Annotated in this window: 21 protein-coding genes; 10 read left to right on the top strand and 11 right to left on the bottom strand. The window is 73.0% G+C overall.

The features are described 5' to 3' along the window. Positions 1–98: 98 nt before the first annotated feature. Genes AC0IY1_RS04760 through tsaD form a run of 4 tightly spaced genes read right to left on the bottom strand, consistent with a single transcriptional unit; the run spans position 99 to position 3,460 of the window. Entirely contained in the window at positions 99–563 is a 465-nt protein-coding gene (locus AC0IY1_RS04760) for an opioid growth factor receptor-related protein (RefSeq protein ID WP_055955117.1), read from the bottom strand. Next, positions 560–1,549, bottom strand: a complete 990-nt coding sequence (locus AC0IY1_RS04755; RefSeq protein WP_055955119.1) for an NAD(P)H-dependent glycerol-3-phosphate dehydrogenase — start codon at positions 1,547–1,549, stop codon at positions 560–562. Before AC0IY1_RS04755 ends, AC0IY1_RS04760 begins: the two co-directional genes overlap by 4 nt. Next, positions 1,546–2,424: a GNAT family N-acetyltransferase gene (locus tag AC0IY1_RS04750; protein WP_055955124.1), complete on the bottom strand. Its 879-nt coding sequence runs from the start codon at positions 2,422–2,424 to the stop codon at positions 1,546–1,548. Before AC0IY1_RS04750 ends, AC0IY1_RS04755 begins: the two co-directional genes overlap by 4 nt. Continuing rightward, complete coding sequence (tsaD, locus tag AC0IY1_RS04745) at positions 2,417–3,460, bottom strand: tRNA (adenosine(37)-N6)-threonylcarbamoyltransferase complex transferase subunit TsaD (RefSeq protein ID WP_055955126.1); 1,044 nt, start codon at positions 3,458–3,460, stop codon at positions 2,417–2,419. The genes AC0IY1_RS04750 and tsaD overlap by 8 nt, the downstream gene beginning before the upstream one ends. Positions 3,461–3,620: 160 nt before the next feature. Between tsaD and AC0IY1_RS04740 the strand changes: the two genes are divergently transcribed. From AC0IY1_RS04740 to AC0IY1_RS04725, 4 genes are all read left to right on the top strand, one after another. Then, a complete protein-coding gene (locus tag AC0IY1_RS04740) occupies positions 3,621–4,346 on the top strand; it encodes a uroporphyrinogen-III synthase (protein WP_471768025.1) in 726 nt (241 codons plus the stop codon). A gap of 129 nt (positions 4,347–4,475) precedes the next feature. After that, positions 4,476–6,713: a hypothetical protein gene (locus AC0IY1_RS04735; RefSeq protein ID WP_055955133.1), complete on the top strand. Its 2,238-nt coding sequence runs from the start codon at positions 4,476–4,478 to the stop codon at positions 6,711–6,713. Between the two features lie 135 nt (positions 6,714–6,848). After that, positions 6,849–8,480, top strand: a complete 1,632-nt coding sequence (locus AC0IY1_RS04730; protein WP_055955135.1) for a heme biosynthesis protein HemY — start codon at positions 6,849–6,851, stop codon at positions 8,478–8,480. A gap of 151 nt (positions 8,481–8,631) precedes the next feature. Next, positions 8,632–9,756 (top strand): DUF2336 domain-containing protein, encoded by a 1,125-nt coding sequence (locus tag AC0IY1_RS04725; RefSeq protein WP_055955138.1) that lies wholly within the window; start codon positions 8,632–8,634, stop codon positions 9,754–9,756. 45 nt (positions 9,757–9,801) lie between these two features. Here AC0IY1_RS04725 and AC0IY1_RS04720 read toward each other — a convergent pair whose 3' ends face one another. The 3 genes from AC0IY1_RS04720 to AC0IY1_RS04710 all read right to left on the bottom strand — a co-directional run bounded on the left by AC0IY1_RS04720 (position 9,802) and on the right by AC0IY1_RS04710 (position 12,933). Continuing rightward, positions 9,802–10,143 (bottom strand): DUF1491 family protein, encoded by a 342-nt coding sequence (locus AC0IY1_RS04720; protein WP_055955141.1) that lies wholly within the window; start codon positions 10,141–10,143, stop codon positions 9,802–9,804. Positions 10,144–10,174: 31 nt separating this feature from the next. Next, positions 10,175–10,903 (bottom strand): peptidoglycan-binding domain-containing protein, encoded by a 729-nt coding sequence (locus tag AC0IY1_RS04715; protein ID WP_055955144.1) that lies wholly within the window; start codon positions 10,901–10,903, stop codon positions 10,175–10,177. Between the two features lie 89 nt (positions 10,904–10,992). After that, positions 10,993–12,933 carry a sensor histidine kinase gene (locus AC0IY1_RS04710; RefSeq protein WP_055955474.1) on the bottom strand — a complete coding sequence of 647 codons (1,941 nt, stop codon included), beginning with the start codon at positions 12,931–12,933 and terminating at the stop codon, positions 10,993–10,995. Between the two features lie 321 nt (positions 12,934–13,254). Between AC0IY1_RS04710 and AC0IY1_RS04705 the strand changes: the two genes are divergently transcribed. Genes AC0IY1_RS04705 through AC0IY1_RS04695 form a run of 3 tightly spaced genes read left to right on the top strand, consistent with a single transcriptional unit; the run spans position 13,255 to position 14,795 of the window. Beyond that, on the top strand, positions 13,255–13,590 hold the full coding sequence (locus AC0IY1_RS04705; RefSeq protein WP_055955147.1) for a hypothetical protein: 336 nt from the start codon (positions 13,255–13,257) through the stop codon (positions 13,588–13,590). A gap of 39 nt (positions 13,591–13,629) precedes the next feature. Then, a complete protein-coding gene (gene cydB, locus AC0IY1_RS04700) occupies positions 13,630–14,676 on the top strand; it encodes a cytochrome d ubiquinol oxidase subunit II (RefSeq protein ID WP_055955150.1) in 1,047 nt (348 codons plus the stop codon). Next, complete coding sequence (locus AC0IY1_RS04695) at positions 14,673–14,795, top strand: hypothetical protein (protein WP_280137553.1); 123 nt, start codon at positions 14,673–14,675, stop codon at positions 14,793–14,795. The genes cydB and AC0IY1_RS04695 overlap by 4 nt, the downstream gene beginning before the upstream one ends. A gap of 174 nt (positions 14,796–14,969) precedes the next feature. On the opposite strand, the gene dgcA is transcribed toward AC0IY1_RS04695, so the two are convergent. Continuing rightward, positions 14,970–15,956 (bottom strand): N-acetyl-D-Glu racemase DgcA, encoded by a 987-nt coding sequence (dgcA, locus tag AC0IY1_RS04690; RefSeq protein WP_471768022.1) that lies wholly within the window; start codon positions 15,954–15,956, stop codon positions 14,970–14,972. Then, a complete protein-coding gene (gene dgcN / locus AC0IY1_RS04685; RefSeq protein WP_055955155.1) occupies positions 15,953–16,984 on the bottom strand; it encodes an N-acetyltransferase DgcN in 1,032 nt (343 codons plus the stop codon). Before dgcN ends, dgcA begins: the two co-directional genes overlap by 4 nt. A gap of 185 nt (positions 16,985–17,169) precedes the next feature. Between dgcN and maiA the strand changes: the two genes are divergently transcribed. The 3 genes from maiA to AC0IY1_RS04670 all read left to right on the top strand — a co-directional run bounded on the left by maiA (position 17,170) and on the right by AC0IY1_RS04670 (position 19,632). Further along, positions 17,170–17,814 (top strand): maleylacetoacetate isomerase, encoded by a 645-nt coding sequence (maiA, locus tag AC0IY1_RS04680; RefSeq protein WP_055955157.1) that lies wholly within the window; start codon positions 17,170–17,172, stop codon positions 17,812–17,814. 113 nt (positions 17,815–17,927) lie between these two features. Then, a complete protein-coding gene (locus AC0IY1_RS04675; RefSeq protein WP_055955160.1) occupies positions 17,928–19,259 on the top strand; it encodes an NAD(P)/FAD-dependent oxidoreductase in 1,332 nt (443 codons plus the stop codon). A gap of 22 nt (positions 19,260–19,281) precedes the next feature. Beyond that, the gene (locus AC0IY1_RS04670; RefSeq protein WP_055955163.1) at positions 19,282–19,632 is read left to right on the top strand and encodes a hypothetical protein; all 351 of its coding nucleotides are present in this window, start codon (positions 19,282–19,284) and stop codon (positions 19,630–19,632) included. Between the two features lie 72 nt (positions 19,633–19,704). On the opposite strand, the gene AC0IY1_RS04665 is transcribed toward AC0IY1_RS04670, so the two are convergent. Continuing rightward, entirely contained in the window at positions 19,705–20,982 is a 1,278-nt protein-coding gene (locus AC0IY1_RS04665) for an O-antigen ligase family protein (RefSeq protein ID WP_055955166.1), read from the bottom strand. 109 nt (positions 20,983–21,091) lie between these two features. Beyond that, positions 21,092–22,453, bottom strand: a complete 1,362-nt coding sequence (gene murD / locus AC0IY1_RS04660; protein ID WP_055955169.1) for a UDP-N-acetylmuramoyl-L-alanine--D-glutamate ligase — start codon at positions 22,451–22,453, stop codon at positions 21,092–21,094. Positions 22,454–22,476 lie beyond the last annotated feature (23 nt).

Here is a 22,476-nt window from a genome sequence, read left to right as displayed (position 1 = left end):
CAAATTGCGATAACCAAGCGTGACCGTCAGGCCCCGCACATCCCATTCGCCGAGCGTGGCCGTCAGGCCCCGTAAATTCCGATAATCAAGCGTGGCCGTCAGGCCCGGCGCAGCGCGGACTCCCAGTAGTCCAGGCTTGCGGCGTTGATCGGGGCGCCGGCCCCCGCGTTTCGGGCGGTGACGAAGGCGTGGAACTCGGCCGCCGCCTCGGGCCCGAGGAGATCGGACAGGGCCGAGAGGATGCGGGTGATGCGCAGGTGGTTGTGGTCGTGCGCGCGCAGCCAGCCGTCGGTCTCGGCATAGAAGCGGGTCATCCGCCCGAGGGCGGCCCGCACGCCCGAGAGGGCCGCCGGATCGTTGCGGATCGCCTCGGCCTCGGCGCGGCTCAGCACCGGCGCGCCCGGCACGGCGAGGCTCGCCTCGTGCAGGGGGAAGCACCATTGGACGAAGTCGTGCACGCCCTCGATATGGGCGTCGTCGAAGGCGAGGATGTCGGTCAGGCGGCGCCCGGCCCCATCGTCGCCGGTGCCGGCCAGGAAGGCGCGGACGGGGTGCTGGCTCACTCGGCTTCTCCCCGCAGGGGCCGCGCCAGCAGGGCGGCGATGACGCCGTCGACGCTGGCGCCGCCCGACACGATGGCGGCGACCGCCTCGGCCACCGGCATCTCGATGCCGCGCGCGCGGGCGAGGTCGACCAGGGCGGCGGCCGTGAAGGCACCCTCCGCGAGCTTGCCGCCGGCGGCCGCCTCGGGCGAGGCCCCGGCGCCGAGGCGCTCGCCGAAGGCGAAGTTGCGCGATTGCGGCGAGGAGGCGGTGAGCACCAGGTCGCCCAGGCCCGACAGGCCCATCAGGGTCTCCGGCCGGCCGCCATAGGCGCGGGCGAAACGCATCAATTCGGCGAAGGCCCGGGCGATCAGGGCGGCCCGGGCGCTCTCACCGAGGCCGCGCCCGGCGACGATGCCCGACGCGATGGCCAGGACGTTCTTGCCCGCCCCGCCGATCTCGACGCCGCGCACGTCGTCGGTGTGGTAGACCCGGAGCGTCGGGCCCGAGAGGGTGCCGGCCAGGCGCGCGGCCAGGCCGGCATCCGCCGCCGCGAGCGTCACGGCGGTGGGCAGGTTGCGGGCGACGTCCGCGGCGAAGCTCGGGCCGGACAGGACCGCCACGGGGGCGGCGGCGCCCAGCTGCCCGGCCGCGACCTCGCTCATGAAGGCGTCGGTGCCGCGCTCGATCCCCTTGGCGCAGAGCACGATGGCGGCGTCCCGGGCGAAGGCGGGTGCCAGCTCGGCCAGCACCCCGCGCAGGGTCTGGGCCGGCGTCACCATCAGCACCGTCCCGGCCTCGGCGAGGTCGGCGGAGCCGGCGGTGACGGCGATGCGGCGGTGCAGGGGCACGCCGGGCAGGTAGCGCGCGTTCTCGCGGGCCTCCTGCAGGCGCGCCGCGGCCTCCGGGTCGCGCAGCCACAGGGTCACGTCGTGCCCGGCCGCGGCGGCCGCGTTGGCGAGGGCCGTGCCCCAGGCACCGCCGCCGACGACTCCGATCCGCCTCATGCGCTGGTCCCTCGCGATGTGAAGTGGTCCGCCCGCAGACGATACAGGAGATGCGGACGCAGCGGATGTCCCGGCGGCAGGGCCGGATGCGCGAAGCCGCCCTCCGGGCGCATGCCGAGGCGCTCCATCACCCGGCGCGACGGCGCGTTCACCTCGGCCGTGAAGGCGACGACCGCGGTGAGGCCGCAGCGGCTGAACAGGTCGGCCAAGGCGAGGCGGGCGCCCCGCGTGGCGATCCCGCGGCCCCAGGCCGCGCGTGCCAGGCGCCAGCCGATCTCGACCGTCTCGCCCGGACGCTCGCCGCCCGGGAACGGCATGGGGCGCAGCAGACGCGCGCCGCCGATCATCCCGACGAACCCGTGTCCCTCGAGCGCGACGGCCCAGGGGCCGAAGCCGTCCGCCACGAAGCGCCGGGCGCAGGTCCGCGCTTCGGTCCGGCTCGCGGCCACGTCCTTGGTGGCGGGGAAGTGGCGCATGACCTCCGGGTCGGCGTTGAGGGCGGCGAAACGGGCCTCGTCGCCCGCCTGCCAGGGCCGCAACAGGAGATCCCCGTCACGAAGGCCCTCCGGCGGCGGCACCGCCTCGGCCTGCCGCAGCTTGCCGCGCAGGGCCAGCGAGCGCCGGTTCAGCGCGAACAGGTCGGCCCGTCCGACCAGGACCGCCTCGCCGAGGTCGGTGGCGGCGTCGAGCTGGTCGAGGGACAGGTTCGCCCAGGCGGGCGCCGGCACGCTCTCGCGCCAGGGCCCGCCGCAGGTGTTGTCGAGGAGGATGCGCGCGAAGCAATGGTCGCGGTGCACCGGCCAGTCCGGGCGGGCCGCCTCGGGCAGGCGCCGCTCGACGAGGTCGCGCCAGCGCAGCCGCGCGGCCTCAGGCAACCGCCTTCGGCTCCGCGAAGGGCCAGCGGGCCCGGGCCGGCGCGGTGAGGTCGTCGACGAGGCCGAGGCGCAGGCGCTCGATCCCGGCCCAGGCGATCATCGCGCCGTTGTCGCCGCACAGGGACAGCGGCGGGGCCACGAAGGCGAGGCCCGCCTCGCCGGCCTGGGTGGTCAGCGCCCGGCGGATCGCGCCGTTGGCCGCGACCCCGCCGGCCGCCACCAGGGCGGTGGGATGGCCGGCGACACTCGCGAAGTCGCGCATCGCCACCCGCAGGCGATCGACCACCACGTCGACCACCGCCGCCTGGAAACTGGCGCAGAGGTCGGCGACGTCGACCGAGGAGAGCGGCGCCAGCTTCTCGGCCTCGATCCGCAGGGCGGTCTTCAGGCCGGACAGGGAGAAATTCGCCTCGCGCCGGCCGAGCATCGGCCGCGGCAGGGCGAAGCGCTCCGGATCGCCGGTCTCGGCCAGGCGCTCGACCTCGGGGCCGCCCGGGTAGCCGAGGCCGAGGAGCTTGGCGACCTTGTCGAAGGCCTCGCCGATGGCGTCGTCGATGGTGGTGCCGAGCCGGACGTAATCGCCCACGCCCTTCACCGCCACGAGCTGGGTGTGGCCGCCGGAGGCGAGCAGCAGCAGGTAGGGAAAGCCGATGCCGTCGGTGAGCCGCGCCGTCAGCGCGTGCGCCTCCAGGTGGTTCACGGCGATCAGCGGCTTGCGCGCCACCAGCGCCAGGGTCTTGGCCGTGACGAGGCCGATGAGGACCCCGCCGATCAGGCCGGGGCCGGCCGCCACCGCGATGCCGTCGACCTGGGCCAATCGCAGGCCGGCGCTGCCCAGCGCCCGGTCGATCAGCCGGTCGAGCACCTCCACATGGGCGCGGGCCGCGATCTCGGGGACGACGCCGCCATAGGCCGCGTGCTCGGCGATCTGGCTCAGCACCTCGTTGGAGAGGATGCGCCCGCGCCCGTTCTCGCCGGGGGCGACCACGGAGGCGGCGGTCTCGTCGCAGGTGGTTTCGATGCCGAGGACGTTCATGGACGGCGGATCATCTCGAAAAGGGCCTCGTCGGAGGCGTGCGGGGTATCCCGTGGATTGCGCGGCACCCTATCGTCCGCCTCCCCCGGCGGCAACGACGGGTTGCCAGGGGCGGCGAGACCGGCATGGATGGGGCGGGGTTCTGGGAGCGCGAGGCGGAATGCGGATCTGGGTGGCGCGGCCGGAACCGGGGGCGGCGCGAACGGGCGCGCGCCTCGCCGCCCTGGGACACCGGCCCCTCGTCGCCCCGGTCCTGGCCGTCGAACCGACGGGGATCGACCTGCCCGCGGAGGCCTTCGCCGGCCTCATCCTCACGAGCGCCAACGCGGCCTCCGCGCTAGCACCGGAGGATCGCGCGCGCCTGCGCACGATCCCCACCTTCGCAGTGGGCGCGCGGACCGCCGCCGTGGCCCGTGCTCTGGGCTTCGCGGACGTCCGCGCGGCGGAGGGCAACGCCCATGCCGTCGCCCGGCTGGTCCGGGAGTCCCTGCCCGAGGGGGCGCACCTCGTCCACGCGGCGGGGGCCGAGCGCAAGGCCGAACCCGCCGCTTCCCTGGTCGCGGCCGGATACCGCCTCACGGTGCGGGAACTCTATGTCGCGCAGGTGGTGGCGAGGCTGCCCGATGCGGCGGCGGATGCCCTCGCGGCCGGGCGCCTGGACGGGGCGCTGCACTATTCCCGGCGCAGTGCGCAGGCGGCACACGATCTCGCCAACGCGGCCGGGCTCGGCGGAGCCTTCGGAGACCTGACGCATTACTGCTTGTCGGCCGATGTCGCCGTGCCCCTGGTCACCGCCGGGGTCGCGGTCCATTTCGTGCCCGACCGCCCCGGAGAGGACGCGCTCCTCGCGGGATTGCCGGCCCCCGGGCCAACAGGATTTCGATAAGGGCCTCGCTCCGGCGGCGGCCCTGGTGCTAGGACGAGCGCAAGAAGCTGCGCCGCCAGCCTCGACCCACCGGGCGCCGGATGCGCCGAACGGGCCGGGCGGCGGGAGACGGGAAGGGAGCCTTGAACCGTGAAACCACCCAACAGCGACGCCAACCGTCCGGGCTCTCCCACCGGCAACCGGCCGGCCGAGCCCGGCAAGCCCGGCACGCCGGGCGGCTCCGTTCCGCCGAAGGTCGAGACCTCGACCAAGCCGGGTCAGCCCGGCAGCACTCCGGGGACACCCCCGAAGGGTGAGCCGGTCACGGAAGGGACGAAGACGGATGCCGTGAAGACGGAAGCCGCCAAGGCCGCGATCCTCACCCCCGACGCCGCGAAGGCGGACGCCGCCAAGTCCGACGCCGTGAAACCCGATGCCTCCAAGCCGGACCTGACCCGGCCCGATCCGCTGGCCGTCGGCTCCGCGAAGACCGATGCGATCAAGGCCGACGCGCCGAAGCCGGACGGCCTCAAGCTCGATCCCTCGAAGCCCGACGCTTCGAAAAGCGATCCCGCGAAGCCCGACGCTTCGAAGACCGATCCGTTCAAGGCCGAGACCGGAAAAACCGAGCCGCCCCGACCCGGCGGGTTCGCCGGAACGCAGCCCGGCGCGCGTCCGGGCCAGTCGGTGACCGACGGTCCGATCATCGACCTGAAGGCCAAGCGCATGCCGGATCCAGTACCGCCGGCGAAGCCGGCCGGTGCTGCCGGTGCTGCCGGTGCTGCCGGTGCTGCCGGTGCTGCCGGTGCTGCCGGTGCTGCCGCAGGGATGCCGGGCAAGCCGGCGGACGGCAAGACCACAGACAGCAAGACCGCGGACAGCAAGTCCGCGGACAGCAAGCTCTCAGATTCGAAGGCCTCCGCGGAGCCTCCGAAGGCCGGTGGTCCGACGACACCGCGCATCACCCCGGCCGCCGCGACCGCACCGGCCGCGTCCACAGGGGCCGGCTTCGGCTCCCTGGTCACCGCCGGCCTGCTCGGCGGCGTGGTGGGGGCCGGCCTCCTGTTCGGCGTCGCGCGCAGCGGCCTGATGGCGCCGGGCGAGGATGCGCGCATCACCGCCCTCGACCAGCGGATCGCCGCCCTCGCCCCGAAGGATGCGGTGGCGGGCCTGGACAAGCGGGTCGCGGCGAACGAGGCGGCGCTCAAGGCGGTTCCGGAGGCGGTGTCGGCGGCACGCCAGGCCCTCGAGAAGGCGAACGCGGCCCAGGGCGGCGCGCCGGCTCCGGTCGAGGGAGCGCCGACCGCGGCGGCAGCCCCGGCCGCCGTGCCGGCCGATCTCGTCGCCCGCCTGGATGCCCTGGACCAGCGCGTCTCGGCGCTGCAGGAAGAGCCGGGCCGCGACCAGGGCTCCGACGCGCGGATGGCGGTCACCCCATCCGCAGGACCGCAGCTCGCCGAGTTGCAGCAGCGCCTGAAGACCGTCGAGGGCAAGGTCGAGTCCGCGCCCAAGCCCGCCGCGCAGCCCGACCTCGCTCCGAAGCTCGCCGCCCTCCAGGGCGACGTCGAGGCCAAGACCAAGGCCAATGCCGAGGCGGCCCAGGCGCTGAGCCAGAAGGTGGCAGCCCTCCAGCAGTCGCTGGACGCCCGCGTCCAGGCCGCCACCGAGGCGGTCCAGGCCGCGACCCAGGCGAGCGAGAAGGTCGCCGACGCGAACAAGACCCAGGCGGCCGAGACGGCCAAGGCGGTGGAGCGCCAGCTCCAGGCCCAGGCCGACAAGATCGCCGGCCTCGACAAGGCCGTCTCCGAGCGGGCCGAGACCGCGACCCTACAGGCCGCCCTGCGCGTCGTGTCGGCCGATCGGATCGTGACCGCCCTGAACACCGGAGCCCCCTATGCGGACGCGCTCTCGGCCCTGCGTGGGCTGGAGCCGGGCGACCCGGCCCGCCTCACGGCGGTGGCGGCCTTCGCCGACAAGGGCGCGCCGACGGCCCGTTCGCTCGCGGCCGAGTTCCGTCCCATCGCCGAGAAGATCGCGGCGAAGCGCCGGGCCGCCCAGAGCAAGGCCGTGGCCGAGACCGGTGACATCGGCACCAAGCTGATGAGCATGGCCGAGTCGATCGTCCAGGTCCGGCGCGTCGACAGCCCGGCCGCCGGCGGCAACGGCACCGCGCAGGCCCCCGACACCACCCCGAAGGTGCAGGACGCCCTCGACCGCGGCGCGATCAAGGAGGCAGCCGAAGCCTTCGCGGCGCTGCCCGAGGCGGCACGGGCCGAAGCCGGCGATTTCGGCACCAAGCTGGCCTCGCGTGCCGCCGCCGGCGACGCCGCCCAGGGCCTGCTCGCCGACGCCTTCAAGGGCCTGCCTGCCACCGGCGCCTCCCGTTGAGCGTGCGGCCGCGCGCCCTGCCCTCCGGCGGACTGCGCGGCCACCCGGATTTCGCGCGGGAGCGCCGAACGCTCCCGCCCCCGACTCTCGGTGTCGCCGGACCGGCCGACGCCACTCCCAGGAGTTTCTGATCTCATGTGGCGCGCCCTCGCCTTCCTGGCCCTTCTCGCGGTTGCCGCCTATGGCGCGACCTGGGTCGCCGACCATCCCGGCACCGTCACCATCGTGTGGAACGGCTACGAGGTGGCTACCAGCCTGGCCATCGGGCTGATCGGCGTCCTGATCGCCGCCATCCTGATCGGCTTCATCTGGGCCATCGTGCGGGGCTTCATCACCCTGCCGGAGACGCTGGTGCGCGGCTCGCGCGACCGGCGCCGGGCCAAGGGCTTCTCGGCCCTGTCCCGCGGCATGGTCGCGGTGGGGTCGGGCGATCCCCTCGCCGCCCGCCGCCACGCCAACGATGCCGAGCGGCTGCTCGGCGCCGAGCCCCTGACCCTGCTCCTCAAGGCCCAGGCCGCCCAGATCTCCGGTGATCGCGAGGCCGCGGAGCAGGCCTTCCAGCGCATGGTCAACGACCCGGAGACCCGCGTGCTCGGCCTGCGCGGCCTGTTCGTCGAGGCCCGCCGCCGCGAGGACGACGCCTCCGCCCGTGCCTACGCCGCCGAGGCCGCCCGCCTCGCACCCAGCGTCACCTGGGCCAACGAGGCCGTGCTCGAGGCGCAATGCGCCGATGGCGACTGGAGCGGCGCCAACGAGACCGTCGAGCGGCGTGCCTCCCTCGGCCTGATCGAAAAGGCGACCGCCCGGCGCCAGCGCGCCGTCCTGCTCACCGCCGCCGCGCAGGAGCGCGAGGCCGGCGAGCCGGAGGCCGCCACCGAGCGTGTCCTCAAGGCGGTCAAGCTCGCCCCCGACCTCGTCCCGGCCGCGGTGCTGGCCGCGCGCCTGATGGTGCGCCGGGGCGACCTGCGGAAGGGCGCCAAGATCATCGAGGCCGCATGGCGCGCCGGGCCGCACCCGGACCTCGCCAAGACCTACCTGAACCTGCGCACCGGCGATTCCGTCCGCGACCGCATGGCCCGCGCCGAGACCCTGGCGAAGATCTCGTCCTGGCACCCGGAAGCACGCCTCGCCATGGCGCAGGCGGCCTACGAGGCCCGAGAGTTCGGCCAGGCCCGCGACGCCCTGGCGCCGCTCCTGGCCGACCGGCCCACGGTCCGCGCCTGCCTGACCATGGCCCGCATCGAGGAGGCCGAGCACGGCTCCGGTTCGGGCCGGGCCCGCGAGTGGCTCTCCCGCGCCGCGCATGCCCCGCGCGATCCGCTCTGGATCGCCGACGGCATCGCGTCCGAGACCTGGGCGCCCGTCTCGCCGGTGAGTGGCCGCCTCGACGCCTTCGTCTGGAAGACCCCGACCGAGCTCATCGCCGGTCCCGAGGCGCCGGACGACACGGACGAGACGGCCCCGGAGGGCGCTCTCGCCGGTCCGACGGCCGCCCCTGCGCCGGCCACCACCGCGATGCCGATGCCGTCGGCGCCGTCGAAGGCGGATGGCGCGGCCGAGCCGAAGCCCACGACGGTGCTGTTCCCGTCCACCACCAAGGAGACGGCACCGGTGGCCGCCGGAATGGCGGCCGCCGCCGCGCCGTCCGCTGCGGGCAATGCGTCCCCGGCCGCGGCCGCGGGGCCCCTCGTGGCCAAGTCGCCGACCCCCGTGGTGTTTCCGCCGCCGAAGGCCGGCGAGGGCACCCAGCCCCGCCGCGCCGGCTGATCGGCGAACGTCGCCCCGGGCCCGGTTACGTCACCGGGCTCCGGGCCAGCATGGCGCATGCAGGGACGGTTCCGAGCGACCGTCCTTAAAGGTCGGTTCACGCAATTCCGCTAATCCTCCCGATCAGCGAGTTCTGCGTAACCGAAGTGCCATGTCCCCATCTTTCGACGATGCGCCGGACCTCTCCGGCCTGATCGAATTGTCGCGTCTCGACAACCTCGATCTGAAACCCGTCATCCTTCGGGTGCAGACGGATCTCTTTCTCTCGGCGGTGGTCCGGGACCGGAAGACGCTCGCGGCCTTCGCCTCCCTGGCCGGGGGATTGATCCCGATCGTCGACGCCGAGACCGCCGAGATCGTCGCCCGCAAGCTCGCGCCCTTCCCCGACACGCCGCCCGCCCTCCTGGCCGCCCTGGTGGAACGCGGCGGCGGCGCCCGGGACGCCGTCATCGCCCACGCGCCGATCCTGACGCAGGCCATGATCCAGGCCGCCCTGGCCGAGGATGCCGAACTCGGCCCTGCCATCGCCACCCGGCACGACCTCAGCCGCGCCACCGTCCTGGACCTGATCGGTCGCGAGGATCCGGCCATCGACCGGGCGCTGGCCGCCAATCCGGCCGTAGCCCTCCAGGGCGAGATGCTGGCCCGCATCGTCGCCCGGGCCCGCAAGATTCCGGACCTTGCCCGGGCGCTCCTCGCCCGTCACGACCTCGCCCATGCCGACGTGGCGCCGCTGTTCCTGCTGGCGGACGAGGCCCGCCGCGAGGCGATCGGTCACGCGATGATGGCGACGGCGGCCCTGCGGCCGGCCCCGCCGGCGCCGCGCGAGGCCGGTGCCGTGCTCACCGGCTTCTCCGCCCGGGGCGACGTGGCCGGGTTCGTGGCCGCCCTCACCGAGCTGCTCGCCCTGCCCAAGGGCTTCCTCGCCACCACCCCCGATCCGTCGCTGCGCTACGAGCTGCTGACGGTCGCCCTGCGCGCTGCCGGCCTGCACGAGGAGGAGGCGGTCTACATCTACCTCACCCTGAACGAGACCGTGGCCCAGTCGGTCGACCGGGTGTTCAACCTGGTGAAGCTGTTCCGCACCCTGCCGCGCGTCGCTGCCCGCGACCTGCTGGCGGCGATCCTCGACTGGACCCCGCCCGAGCGGGCGGCCGGCGCGGCGCACCAGCCCTACCATGCCCCGGACGCGCAGCGCCCCCGGGCGCAGGCTTCGGCCAGCGAGCGCCCGCCCCTGCGCACGCCCCTGCCGAGCCGGCAGCGCCAGGCGAACTGATTCACCCTCGAACCGGCCGCGCGCGAAACGCCCGCGCGAATCCGCCTACTCGGCGAGGTCGAGGCGGTGGCGCCCGGCGCGGTCGTCGATCTCGACGATCCAGAGGTCGTCGTCGAAGCGCAGCTCCTTGCCGAGGCGCACCTCCACGTCGGCGGGCGTGGCCTCGCTGAGCAGGGCCACGAAGCGGCGGTCGCCGTCGGATTCGGTGTCCACGAGGGATTGCGGGGCCGGGCCGTAGAGATCGGCGCTGCCGTCGAGGCGATCGACCTTCACGAAGATCGCTCCCGCCTCGGGGGCGCCGCGGCGGCGCTGGACCGCGGCGATGCCCTCGATCCCGAGGCGGCGAAGATGGGCGGAGACCCAGAAATCCGAGCGCAGGCGTGCCATGCGCCGGTCTATAGCACGCCGCCCCGCCGGATCAGCCCCGTGAGGCGCCCGCGCGGGTGGCGAGTTCACGGAAGGTCCGCGTCGAGGGCTCGCCCTTGACCGGCAGCTTGCGGTCCCGCTCGAACTTCTCGATCGCCGCCCGGGTGCTCGCGCCCATCAGGCCGTCGGCCTTCAGCGGCCCGTAGCCGAGCTTGACCAGGGCGCGCTGCGCCTGGGCGACGGAGAGGCCCCCGAGGGTCGTCACCGAGGCGGTGGTCTCCGCACCGGCCGGCTCGCCGGACCGGATGATTTCGCCGATGCCGTCCCGCGGCGCGCGTGCCGCCTCGACCCGGGCCGGGTCCGGCTTCGATGCCTCGGGCTTTCCGGACGCCTCGGGCTTTCCGGACGCCTCAGGCTTGGCGGCCTCCAGCTTCGCGACCGCGGCGGCAGCCGGCTTCGGGGCCTCGGCGGCCCGGGCGAGCGCCGGCTTGGCGGGCAGCTTGGGGAAGATCGGCGCGGGATGGCGGCCCATCTGGTAGCCGAGCGCGTTCAGGCAGATCATCGACACCGCGCCGAGAACGACGGCGACTCCGAGGACCTCGCCGGGATGGCGCAGGATGGCGCGGCCCGCGCCTCCCGCCAGGGCCCCGAACCCCGCCAGACTCCCGAACCCCGCCACGCCGCCGGGGGCCGGCCGACGCCGGGCGACGGGCCGGGCCTCGCGGCCGCGGGACGGAACGATGATCTCTCGCTGGTCGCGGCGTGCTGGCGGCTCGCGCATTCGATCTCCTCAGGACTGTTCGCACCGGCGTCCGGGCCCCGCGCAATGCGGGGTCCGGACCATCCGGTGCCGGCAGGATCGCGGCGCACTCATCCGGCGCGCCGCAGGGGAACGTAGCTCTCGCGCACCGGCTCGGGGCTCGATTCGAACAGGCCCATGGGCCGGCGCATCGGCACGGGTCCGTCGTTCACGGCGGCGACGAGGCTGCCGCCCGAGACCGGCAGGCGCAGGCGGGTGCGGATCGGGGCCGACGGGATGGCGCCGGTGCCGACCCGGCAGGCGCGCGGGAGGGTGACGATGATCGTGGTGCCCTCGCCCCGGGTGCTCTCGATGGTGATGGCGCCGCCATGCAGGCCGACGAGGCCCTGCACCACGGAGAGGCCGAGGCCGGTGCCCTCGTGGGTGCGCTCGTAGCCGCCGGCGCACTGGTAGAACGGGCTGCCGATGCGGGGCAGGTCGGCCTCGCTGATGCCGATGCCGGTATCGGCGACGATGAGGTCGAGGTGCCGGCCCGAGCCGCGCAGGCCGACCTCGACCCGCCCGCCGCGCGGGGTGAACTTCACCGCGTTCGACAGGAGGTTGATGACCATCTGGCGGCAGGCGCGCATGTCGGCGGTGATCTCCACCGGCGTGACGCTGGCATCGCGCACCAGGGTGACGCCGGCCTGGTCGAACTTCAGCTGCATCAGGTTGCAGCAGGTCTGGATCAGGGCCGAGAGGTCGAACGGCTCCGGGGTGTAGTCGAAATGGCCGCTCTGGATCCGCGACATGTCGAGGAGCGTGTTGACGACTTCGAGGAGGTGCTGGCCGGAATTTCGGATGATGCCGGCATATTCCCGCGTGCGCTCGGGATCGGTCACCATCCCGCCCTCCCCCGAGAGCACCTCGGAGAAGCCGATGATGGCGTTGAGCGGCGTGCGCAGCTCGTGGCTGACATTGGCGAGGAAGCGGCTCTTCACCTCGTCCGCGCGCTCGGCCTCTGCGCGGGCCTGTTCCAGCTCCTCGGCGTGGCGGCGGTGCTCGGTCACGTCGCGGGTGACCGCGACGACGCTGGATTGCAGGCGGCCGGCCGTGACCGTCTCCGCCGCCTGACCGTCGATCCGATGAATACGCATCTCGGCGAAGATCACCCGCGGCGCGGTCTCGCCGCGGGCCGAGGCGACGTCGAGGTGCAGGCGGAACTGGACCCGCGCCGGGCGGCCATGCGCGGCGACGTCGCTCAGGGCCTGCAGCAGCAGGGGGCGGTCGCCCACATGGACGCGCTCCAGCAGGCCGTGGCCCTGCAGGGAGGCCGGATCGGCGCCGAGGAAGCGGGTGGCCGAGGCGCTGGCCTCGAGGACGCGGCCGTTCGGGTCGTGCCAGGTCACCAGGTCGTCGATGGCCGAGAGCAGCATGCGGTCGCGGCGCTCGTTGTCGCGCAGGCGGGCGAGCCAGCGGCCCTCGTGGCGGAAATGCTCGAGGGCCTGGGCCGCGATGTGCCCGATCGCCGTGATGGCGAAGACCGGCATCGCCAGGGCGCGCGACCACTCGGGCAGCGGAGTACCCTCGGCCAGCGGCGGCAGCAGGGCGACCGCGAGGGCCCCGAGGGCCGCGACGATGGCGGCCGCCAGGGTGGCGCGCCGGGAGCCCGAGACCACGGCCTCCAGGGGGATCGCCACCAGCCAGATCGCGGCGGCGGACTCGGCGCCGCCCGTCATCATAGCGAGGCAGACCACCACGCCGGTGAGGCCGGCCGAGGAGATGGCGTGGGCGAGCCAGAGGATGCCGGTGCGGGACAGGAGCACGGCGGCGAAGACGGGCAGCATCAGGCTGGCGATGGCCAGGGCCTCGACGCCGGTGGGCACCCCGCGCAGCACCAGGTAGGGCGGCAGGCCCAGCATCATCATCAGGCCGGTGGCGAGGCGCGAGACCAGGAAGCGCTCGTGCCGGAAGCGCACGCCGCCATCCTCTTTCACCGACTCATGGACGAGCCCCGCGAGGCGGACATCGATGAGGGAAGCCAGGGCACCGTAGATACGCAATACCGACACGCACAGCGCGGACACGGCCCGACGGCCACCCCGACGCCCCTTGGCTCGACGAGAACTCGACTGAGGCCAACTTCGCAGAGCCGACTTAAGCGAGTCTTGCGCTAGACAGTCCGATTGTCTCCGCATGCTTTCCGGGACGTAACTGTCACCGGTCTGTCCGATAGACCTTTTCGGGGCACGACACGAAAAAGCCTAGAATGACACCGGGATAAGCTTGTGTTCACCATTCCGGCGCTTTGCCGGCGGTGCGTCAGGCCCTCTTTACCGCTCGCGCCCGACGGTGCTCGCGCCCCGGCCGGGGCGCGTCCGGGCCACAAACCCATGTCCTTTCTCATCCGTGCCGGTCTGGTCATCGGCGTCCTGTCCTGGCTGGCGCTTCAGCACCAGGGCGAGCCCGCGCCCACACCGCCGGCGGTGGCGGATGCGGCGGCGGAGGCCTGGGACGCCCTGCCCGCGCCCGTGCGCGACGCCGCCCTGCGCGAGGGGGCCGCGGAGATCGGGCGGCGGGCCGGGCAGGCCCTCGCGGCCTCGCCCAGCGGTCGGCCCGCCTCCCGCGACACCCTGTTGGACAGCGACAGAAAAGTCCCGTGGCGGGGCGCGCAAACGCATGCCGATCGCGCTACGGTGGCGCAACGCGGGGAACGCGCGTCCCCGTAAGGGGGTAGTTGGTTCGCGACGCGGCGAGGAATCCAGCGGATGTTCGGCTTCGGGATGGAATACGAGGGCGCCGCCTTCTGGCTGCCCGTGGTCTGGGCGGGCCTGCTGGCGCTCGCGGTGGCGATGTACGTGGTCATCGACGGCTTCGACCTCGGGGTCGGCATCCTGTTCACGGCCGCGCGGAAGGGCAATTGGCGGGACCGGATGATGCTCTCGGTCGCGCCGATCTGGGACGGCAACGAGACCTGGCTGGTGCTCGGCGGCGGCGGCCTGTTCGCGGTGTTCAGCGTCGCCTACGCCATCCTGCTGCCGGCGCTGTACATCCCGATCATCCTGATGTTGATCGCGCTGATTTTCCGCGGGGTCGCCTTTGAGTTCCGGTTCAAGGCCGACCGCTCGCAGTTCGTCTGGGACAATGCCTTCCACTACGGTTCGCTGCTGGCCACCTTCGCGCAGGGCATGGTGCTCGGCGCCTTCGTCCAGGGCTTCAAGGTCGAGGGCCGCGGCTTCGCCGGCGGCACCATGGACTGGCTCACTCCCTTCAGCGTGCTCACCGGCATCGGCCTCGTCTGCGGCTACGGCCTCCTCGGGGCGACCTGGTGCGTGATGAAGACCTCGGGCGAGCTCGAGATCTGGGCCCGGCGCAAGAGCCTGCAATTCCTGGCCGCCACCATCGTGTCGATGGCGGTGGTGAGCGCCTGGGTGCCGTTCCTCGGCCTCGACATCCAGTGGCGCTGGATCGCCTGGCCGAACATCCTCTACGTGGCCCCCGTTCCGGTGGTGACGGCCCTCGTCGCCTGGGGCATTTTCCAGGGCATCCGCAACGGACGCCACGTGGCGCCCTTCCTGCTCACCGTCGCGCTGTTCCTGCTCGGCTTCCTCGGCCTCGCCATCAGCCTGTTCCCCTACATCGTGCCACCGCACTACACGATCTGGCAGGCGGCCAACGCGGTGAGCGCCCTGCAATTCGCCCTCGTCGGCTATTCCGTGGTGATGCCGCTGACCCTGGCCTATACCGCCTACGCCTACTGGGTCTTCCGCGGGAAGGTGGCGGAAGACCTCGAATCCGGGGGCTACGGGCATTGAGCGGGGGCTCATCCGGGGCCAAGGGCCGCCGGCTGCTCTGGTTCGTCGCCTTCTACGCCGCGAGCCTCGTGACCTTCACGGCGCTGGTCTACTTCCTGCGCGCCATCGTGAAGGGGTGATGGGCGCCCGACGGCCCGTCTGCAGGGACCCGTCCGTAGGGGGCCGTCTGTAGTGGCCCTTCGGCCGCAGCCGTTCCGCCCGCTCCGCTTCCCCGAGGCAGACCGGCGTTCCGAGGACCGCTCGGCGATCCGTCCCCGCTGCATGCAGGGACGGATCCGCAGGTCACGCCGCCCTCACCCCCAGAGCGCCGGCTCCGGCGGATGGATCAGGCTGCCCTCGAAGCGCAGGCCCGGCTCCCGGTCGCGGGACAGGAGGAGCGGACCGTCGAGGTCGACGTAGTCGGCGTGGTGGGCGAGCAGCATGGCGGGCGCCATGGCCAGCGAGGTGCCGACCATGCAGCCGATCATCAGCGAGAAGCCCCGCGCCCGGGCCTCGTGGGCCAGCATCACCGCCTCGGTCAGGCCGCCGGCCTTGTCGAGCTTGATGTTGATGGCGTCGTAGCGCCGGCTGAGGGCATCGAGGCCGGCGCGGTCGTGCAGGCTCTCGTCGGCGCAGATCGGGATCGGCCGGGCGATCTCGGCGAGGAGCGCGTCCTCGCCGGCGGGCAGCGGCTGCTCGATCAGGCCGACGCCGGCGGCGACGCAGGCCGCCAGGTTGGCCTCGATCGTCTCCGCGCGCCAGGCCTCGTTGGCGTCCACGATCAGGCGTGAATCGGGAGCGCCCCGCCGTACCGCGGCGATCCGCTCCGGGTCGCCCGTCCCGCCGAGCTTGACCTTGAGCAGGGGCCGGTGGGCGGCCTGGCGGGCCGCCGCCTCCATGCTCTCCGGGTCGCCGAGGCTCAGGGTGTAGGCGGTGGTGGCGACCTGCGGGGCCGACAGGCCGGCGATCTCGAAGGCCGGGCGCCCGAGTTGCTTGGCCTCGAGGTCGAACAGGGCGCAATCGAGGGCGTTGCGGGCGGCACCCGGCTTCATGCCGACCTGCAGGTCGGCCCGGGTCGCCCCCATGGCGATGGCCTCGGCATGGTCGCGGATCAGCGCGACGACACTCTCCACGGTCTCGCCGTAGCGGGCATAGGGCACGCACTCGCCGCGCCCGATCCGGCCCTCCCCGTCCGTGACCGTGGCGACCACCACCACCGCCTCGGTGCGGCTGCCCCGCGCGATGGTGAAGGCCCCGGCGATCGGGAACGTCTCGACCGCGACGTCGAGGTGCCGGGTCACGCGCTCGCCCCCGTATGGGCCGGGGGAAACTCGGAGACGATCCGATCGACGATGGCCTCGACGCCGAAGCGGACCGGGTCGGTGGCCGGCAGGTCGTGCTCGCGGGCGAGAGCGGCGAGCAGCGTGCGGGCCGCCCCCTCCTCCAGGTCCTGCGTGTTGACGGCGATGCCCACCGGGCGGATGTCCGGGTTCGTCAGGCGCCCGAGCTGGACGGTGAGGTCGATGACCTGCCGGATGGTGGGCAGCGGGTGCTGGACGCCGCGCATGGTCGTGCGGGTCGGCTCGTGGCAGACCACGAAGGCATCGGCCTGCGCCCCGTGCAGCAGCCCGAGGCTGACGCCGGCGAAGGACGGGTGGAACAGCGAGCCCTGGCCCTCGAGCAGGTCCCAGTGCTCGGGCGCGGCCGCAGGGGCGATCCACTCGACGGCGCCGGAGATGAAGTCGGCCACCACGGCGTCGATGGCGACGCCGCGCCCCGAGATGAAGACGCCGGTCTGGCCGGTGGCGCGGAAATCCGCGTCGAGGCCGCGCTCCCGCATGCCGCGCTCCAGGGCGAGCACGGTGTACTTCTTGCCCACCGAGCAGTCGGTGCCGACGCTGAGCAGGCGGCGGCCGGGCCGCCGCGTGCCCTTGCCGGTGGCGAAGGTCTCGGCGGTGTGCCGCACGTCGTGCAATTGCCGGCCGTGGCGCTCGGCGGCCTCGGCGATCGCCGGCACCGCTCCCAGGCGGGCATGCAGGCCGCTGGCGATGTCGAGCCCAGCCTCCAGGGCCGCCACCACCTCGGCGACCCAGTGCTCGGGGAGGATGCCGCCCGCGTTGGCGACGCCGATCACCAGGGTGCGGCAGCCCTGCGCCACGGCCTCCGCCAGGGTGAGGTCCGGAATCCCGAGGTCGGCGGCGCAGCCGGGCAGGCGCAGCTGGCCGACGCACCACTCGGGGCGCCAGTCCTTGATGCCGTAGGCGGTCTTGGCGGCCAGGCGGTCGGGCACGTCGCCGAGGAACATCAGGTAGGGCGTTTCGATCTGCATCGCGTCACTCATCGGCCGAGGATGAACACCTCGTCTCCTCCTATGCGCGATGATCACGGCGCTGCCAAATCGTGCATCCGACGGGCCTTCGCCGGCAGAACGGGCTTGCGGGCGAGCGCGATGTCGGGTGTGGTCCTGGGCGCTAAGAGACGGATAAGACTCCGCGAAGAGGAAACGTTGCGCGCATGAAGATGTACGGCAATTGGCGCTCGGCCGCAGCGTTCCGGGTGCGGGTGGCCCTCAACCTCAAGGGCATCGCCTACGAGGAGATCTTCCTCGACCTCGATGCCGGCGAGCAGTTCAAGCCCGACTTCCTCGCGATCAATCCGCAGGGGGCGGTGCCGGCGTTCTTCGATGGCGACGGCCCGCCGCTGATCCAGTCCCTGGCCATCCTCGACTATCTCGAGGACATCCATCCGGCCGCGCCGCTGCTGCCCGACGAGCCGCGCGCGCGGGCCCGCGCCCGCTCCCTTGCCCAGGTCGTCGCCTGCGACACCCATCCGCTCTACGTGCCGCGGGTGCGCAACTTCCTGATGGAGACCTACGACCTGCCGCGCGAGCGGATGCTCGACTTCGTGCGCCACTGGATGGCGACCGGGCTGAAGACCCTGGAGACGCGCCTGACCCGGGAGCCCGGCACCGGCCGCTACGCCCAGGGCGACGCGGTGAGCCACGCCGATCTCTGCCTCGTCAGCCTGTGGGTCGGCACCGGCATCTTCGGCGTCGACACGGCGCCCTTCCCCACGGTGCGCCGGATCGCCGAGGACTGCCTAGCCCAGGACGCCTTCGCCCGGGCCCATCCCCTGCGTCAGCCGGGCGCGCCGGCGTGATGGGAATGGCGGTCGATTTACAATCCTTCTAAGCTGAACACCGGGATGACGATGCGGCGCTCGCCGTGGGGGCACGCATCCGCACAATCGTGAGACACGAGGACCTGAGCGACATGGTACCGGGCGAAACCGAGGACAATCTGCACCGCATCGTGGTCGTCGGCGGCGGCGCGGCGGGGCTGCAGCTCGCCACGAAACTGGGCGACAAGCTCGGCCGCACGAGCAAGGCGCACGTGACCCTGGTCGACCGGGCGCGGACCCACATCTGGAAGCCGCTGCTGCACGAGGTCGCCGCCGGTAGCCTCGATGTCGGCCACCACGCGGTAGATTACCTGCACCACGCCCACCGGCACCATTTCCGCTACCGCATCGGCGAGATGACCGGTCTCGACCGCTCCAAGCGGGTGATCCACCTCGCGGCCAGCCACGACACCGAGGGGCGCGAGGTCACGCCGATCCGCGAGATCCCCTACGACACGCTGGTGATGGCGGTGGGCTCGACGACCAACGACTTCGGCACACCCGGCGTGCAGCAGAACGCCATCGCCCTCGACACCCAGGGCCAGGCGGTGCGCTTCCACCAGCGCCTGATCAACGGCATGCTGCGGGCCCACACCCAGCCGGGGCCGGTGCGGGCCGGCCAGCTCCACGTCGTGGTCATCGGCGCCGGGGCGACGGGCACCGAGCTCGCCGCCGAGCTCCACCGCACCACCCGCGACGTGGCCGCCACCGGGCTCGACCGCATCGACCCGGCCAAGGACCTGAAGATCACCCTGGTGGAGGCGGCGAGCCGCATCCTGCCGGCGGTGCCGGAGCGCATGTCCCGCGACGTCATGGTGCTGCTGGACAAGATCGGCGTCGAGGTCCGGACCGGGGCCCGGGTCACCGAGGTCCGGCCCGACGGGGTCCAGCTCGCCGATGGCGGCTTCATCCCGTCCGAGCTCGTGGTCTGGGCCGCCGGCGTCAAGGCACCGCCCTTCCTGCACGAGATCGGCGGCCTCGAGACCACGCGCAACAACCAGCTCGTGGTGACGCCGACCCTGCAGACCACCCGCGATCCCGACATCTTCGCCATGGGCGACTGCGCCTACCTGGTGGAGAAGGGCTCCGACACGCCGATCCCGCCCCGCGCCCAGGCGGCCCACCAGCAGGCGACGCACCTCATCAAGATCATCCCCGAGAAGATGGCCGGCAGGCCGCTCAAGCCCTTCAAGTACCGCGACTTCGGCTCGCTGGTCTCGCTGGGCGAATACTCGACGGTCGGCAGCCTGATGGGGTTCATCAAGGGCAAGAACATGTTCATCGCCGGACTGTTCGCCCGGATGATGTATCGCTCGCTGTACAAGATGCACGAGCAGGCCCTGCACGGCACGGTCAAGACCACCCTCGACGCGGTCGCCCGGGCCCTGACCCGGCGCACCGAGTCGCGCGTGAAGCTGCACTGAGCACGACTGGGAACCGATCGGCATGTTTCTCGACATCGTCAAAGCGGTGCAGCAGCGCAATCCGGCGCTCGGCTCCTACGTCCTCGTCCTGCGCGGCGATTCCCGGGCGCGCGACGCGGCCGACCCGTCGCGCCTGTCGGACGAGGCCGAGGCCTGGCTCGCCGCGCACGCCCCGGGGGCGAAACTGTCCGAGGAGAAGGTGCTGCTGTCGCCCTATCCCGGCGGCATGCCGGCGGACCGGGCCGTCACCGTCCTGGCCTTCGCGGATGCCCGCCACCTCGCCGCCTTCGCGACGCGCTGGACGGCCGATCCGGAGCCGGAGGAGCCGGACGACACGAACGCGGCGGACGACGCGCAGGACAAGCCGGACTAGGCTTCTGCGGGCGCGTGCGTCCCTCCTCTCCCCGCGAGCGGGGGGCGGAGAAGCCGGACCGGAGGCCCGGGCCTAGCGAGGGGTCGGCCTGACCGACACCCGCCCACCCGTCAGCCAGCGCAGGCGAGCGGCCTCGAGGCCCCAGATCATGCCCAGCATCATGTAGACGTGGCGCCACTTCTCGATGTCGATCTGGAAGGCCTGCAGGAAGAACATCAGCAGGGCGGGCCAGACGATCTGGGCGTGGCGGCGATAGGGCGTGTCGCGGCGCATCAGGCGGAAGCCGACCACGCTCGTCATCACGACGAGGCCGATGAAGGTGACGCCGGCGAGCCAGCCGCCATTGGCGAAGCTGCCGATATAGGTGTTGTGCGGCTCCAGGGCGAAGATCAGGCGCCAGCGCAGGGGGCCCATGCCGAAGGGCTCGTCCACCAGCATGTTGAGGCCGCGCAGCTGGTTGCCGAAGCGTCCGGTCTCGCCGGTATCGTAGTCCTGCGTGACCGCGGCGCGCTTCGAGAACATCTCGGCGGTGTCGCCGATCGACAGCAGGCCGACGATGGCGACCGCGGTGGCCACCAGGGCCAGCACCGTCAGGGTGACGATGCGGCGGCGCAGGCGCGCCGAGGGGGTGGTGGTGTAGACGCTGCCGACCATCACCGCGACGGCGATGAGCGAGCCGGCCCAGGAGCCGCGCGAGAAGGACAGGAAGATGCCGGCCACGATCACCATCAGGATCGCGCAGGCGAGGACCGGCCGCCGGCTCGTGCCGAGGAGCAGGCCGTGCATCAGGTAGAGGGCGCCGAGGGTCAGGAACGAGCCGAAGACGTTGGGGTCCTGGAAGGTGCCCGAGGCGCGACCGTACTTGTAGAACAGGTCCTCGGTGGGGATGAACCCGAAATAGCCGACGATGCCGAAGGCGCTCGACAGGAGGCAGCTCGCCACGAAGGTCTTGAGCACCAGCTCCATCCGCGCCTGCGTGTCGTCGGCGAACAGCATCGCGAAGAACACGCCGGTGATGGCGAGGTAGGCGAGCTGGATCGTCCAGGTCACCGGCAGGGCCTGGTCGATATAGGGCAGCAGCGCCACCGTGATCGCACCGACGTAGAGGATCAGCAGCCCGAGCAGCGGCACCATGCCCCGGTGCAGGCGCAGGCCGAGACAGAGCCAGAGCACGATGGTGGGGATCGCCACCACGTCGTAGGGCGAGGTGTCCGAGAAGGCGAAGCAGGCGAAGAAGATGAAGGCGACGAGGAGCAGCGTCGCCAGGCGCCGGAGCACGTGCAGGACGGGGATGTGGGCCCAGGCTCCCGCCTGCCAGCGCGACGCGCCGGGTGCCATCGTGAACGCCATGCACTCAACCCATCACCGCGCCGCCGACAGGGCGGGACCGCGCTACACGCCGCCGATGGGACGCGAGAATGATTGAGAATTTGGATGGCGAATCCGCGCGCGGCCCGCCTCAGGGCAGCGCGCGCACCAGATTCCGGAATTGATCCCCACGATCCTCGAAACTGCGGAACTGATCGTAGGAGGCGCAGGCCGGCGAGAGCAGCACCACGGGCTCGGCCGCCGGCGACGCCGCGGCGGCCTCGGCCGCCCGAGCGGTGGCGACCGCGAGGGTGCCGCAGGCCGTGTAGGGCACCCGGCCCTCCAGCGTGGCGGCGAAGGCGTCGCTCGCCGCGCCGATGAGGTAGGCGTGGGCCACGCGGCCGAAGAGCGGCGCCAGGGGGGCGATGCCGCCCTCCTTGGCCTTGCCGCCGAGGATCCAGTGGATGTCGTGAAAGGCGGTGAGCGCCTTCTCGGTGGAATCGGCGTTGGTCGCCTTCGAATCGTTGACGAAGAGCACGCGCCCGCGCCGGCCGACCTCCTCCATGCGGTGGGGCAGGCCGGGGAAGCTGCGCAGGCCGGCGACGAGGTCCGCGTCGTCGATCCCGAGGGCCCGGACGCAGGCGGCGGCCACCGCCGCGTTCTGCCAGTTGTGCGCCCCGCGCAGCGACCCGATCCCGGCGAGGTCGGCGATGGCTGCGCCGTCGGCGTCGAACACCGTCCCGTCGCGGGCCGACAGGCCGTCGAAGCCCGCCTCAGGCAGTCCCACGTGGATCCGCACGCAGGGGCCCCCCCGGCGGTCGGCGATGGCCCGGCTGAGGTCGTCGTCGACGCCCACGATGGTGCGGTCCGCGCCCGCCACCAGCCGCTCCTTGATGGCGGCGTAGTCGGCCAGCGTCCCGTGGCGGTCGAGATGGTCCGGCGTGATGTTGAGGAGGATGCCGAGGCTCGGGTCGAGGCTCGGCGTCAGGTCGATCTGGAACGACGAGAGTTCGATCACGTGGATCCGGTCCGGCGCCGGCGGCTCCAGGGACAGGATCGCCGTGCCGATGTTGCCGCCCATCTGCACGTCGCGCCCGGCGGAGGCGAGGATGTGGGCGATCAGCGCCGTGGTGGTCGACTTGCCGTTGGTCCCCGTGATGGCGACGAACGGCGCGCCCGGCGCGCGCGCCCGGCGCTCCTGGCAGAACAGCTCGATGTCGCCGATCACCGGGAGGCCGGCCGCGCCGGCCTTCTCCACCGTCCAGTGCGGCGCCGGGTGGGTCAGGGGCACGCCGGGGGCGAGGATGAGGGCCGAGAAGCCGCTCCAGTCGGCCTCCCGCAGGTCGGACACCGTGATGCCCTGGCCGCGGGCGCGGCCCGTGCTCTCCGGGCTGTCGTCCCAGGCCAGGACGTCGGCACCGCCGGCGATCAGGGCGCGGACCGTGGCGAGGCCGGAGCCGCCGAGGCCGAACAGGGCGACCTTCTGGCCGGCGAAGGTGGTGACGGGCGTCATGACGACGGGCTCAGCATGGCGAC

The sequence above is a fragment of the Methylobacterium sp. AC690 genome (assembly GCF_979256535.1).
The sequence above is the reverse complement of the archived record's forward strand: the minus strand, read 5'-3'. Positions and strand labels throughout refer to the sequence as shown.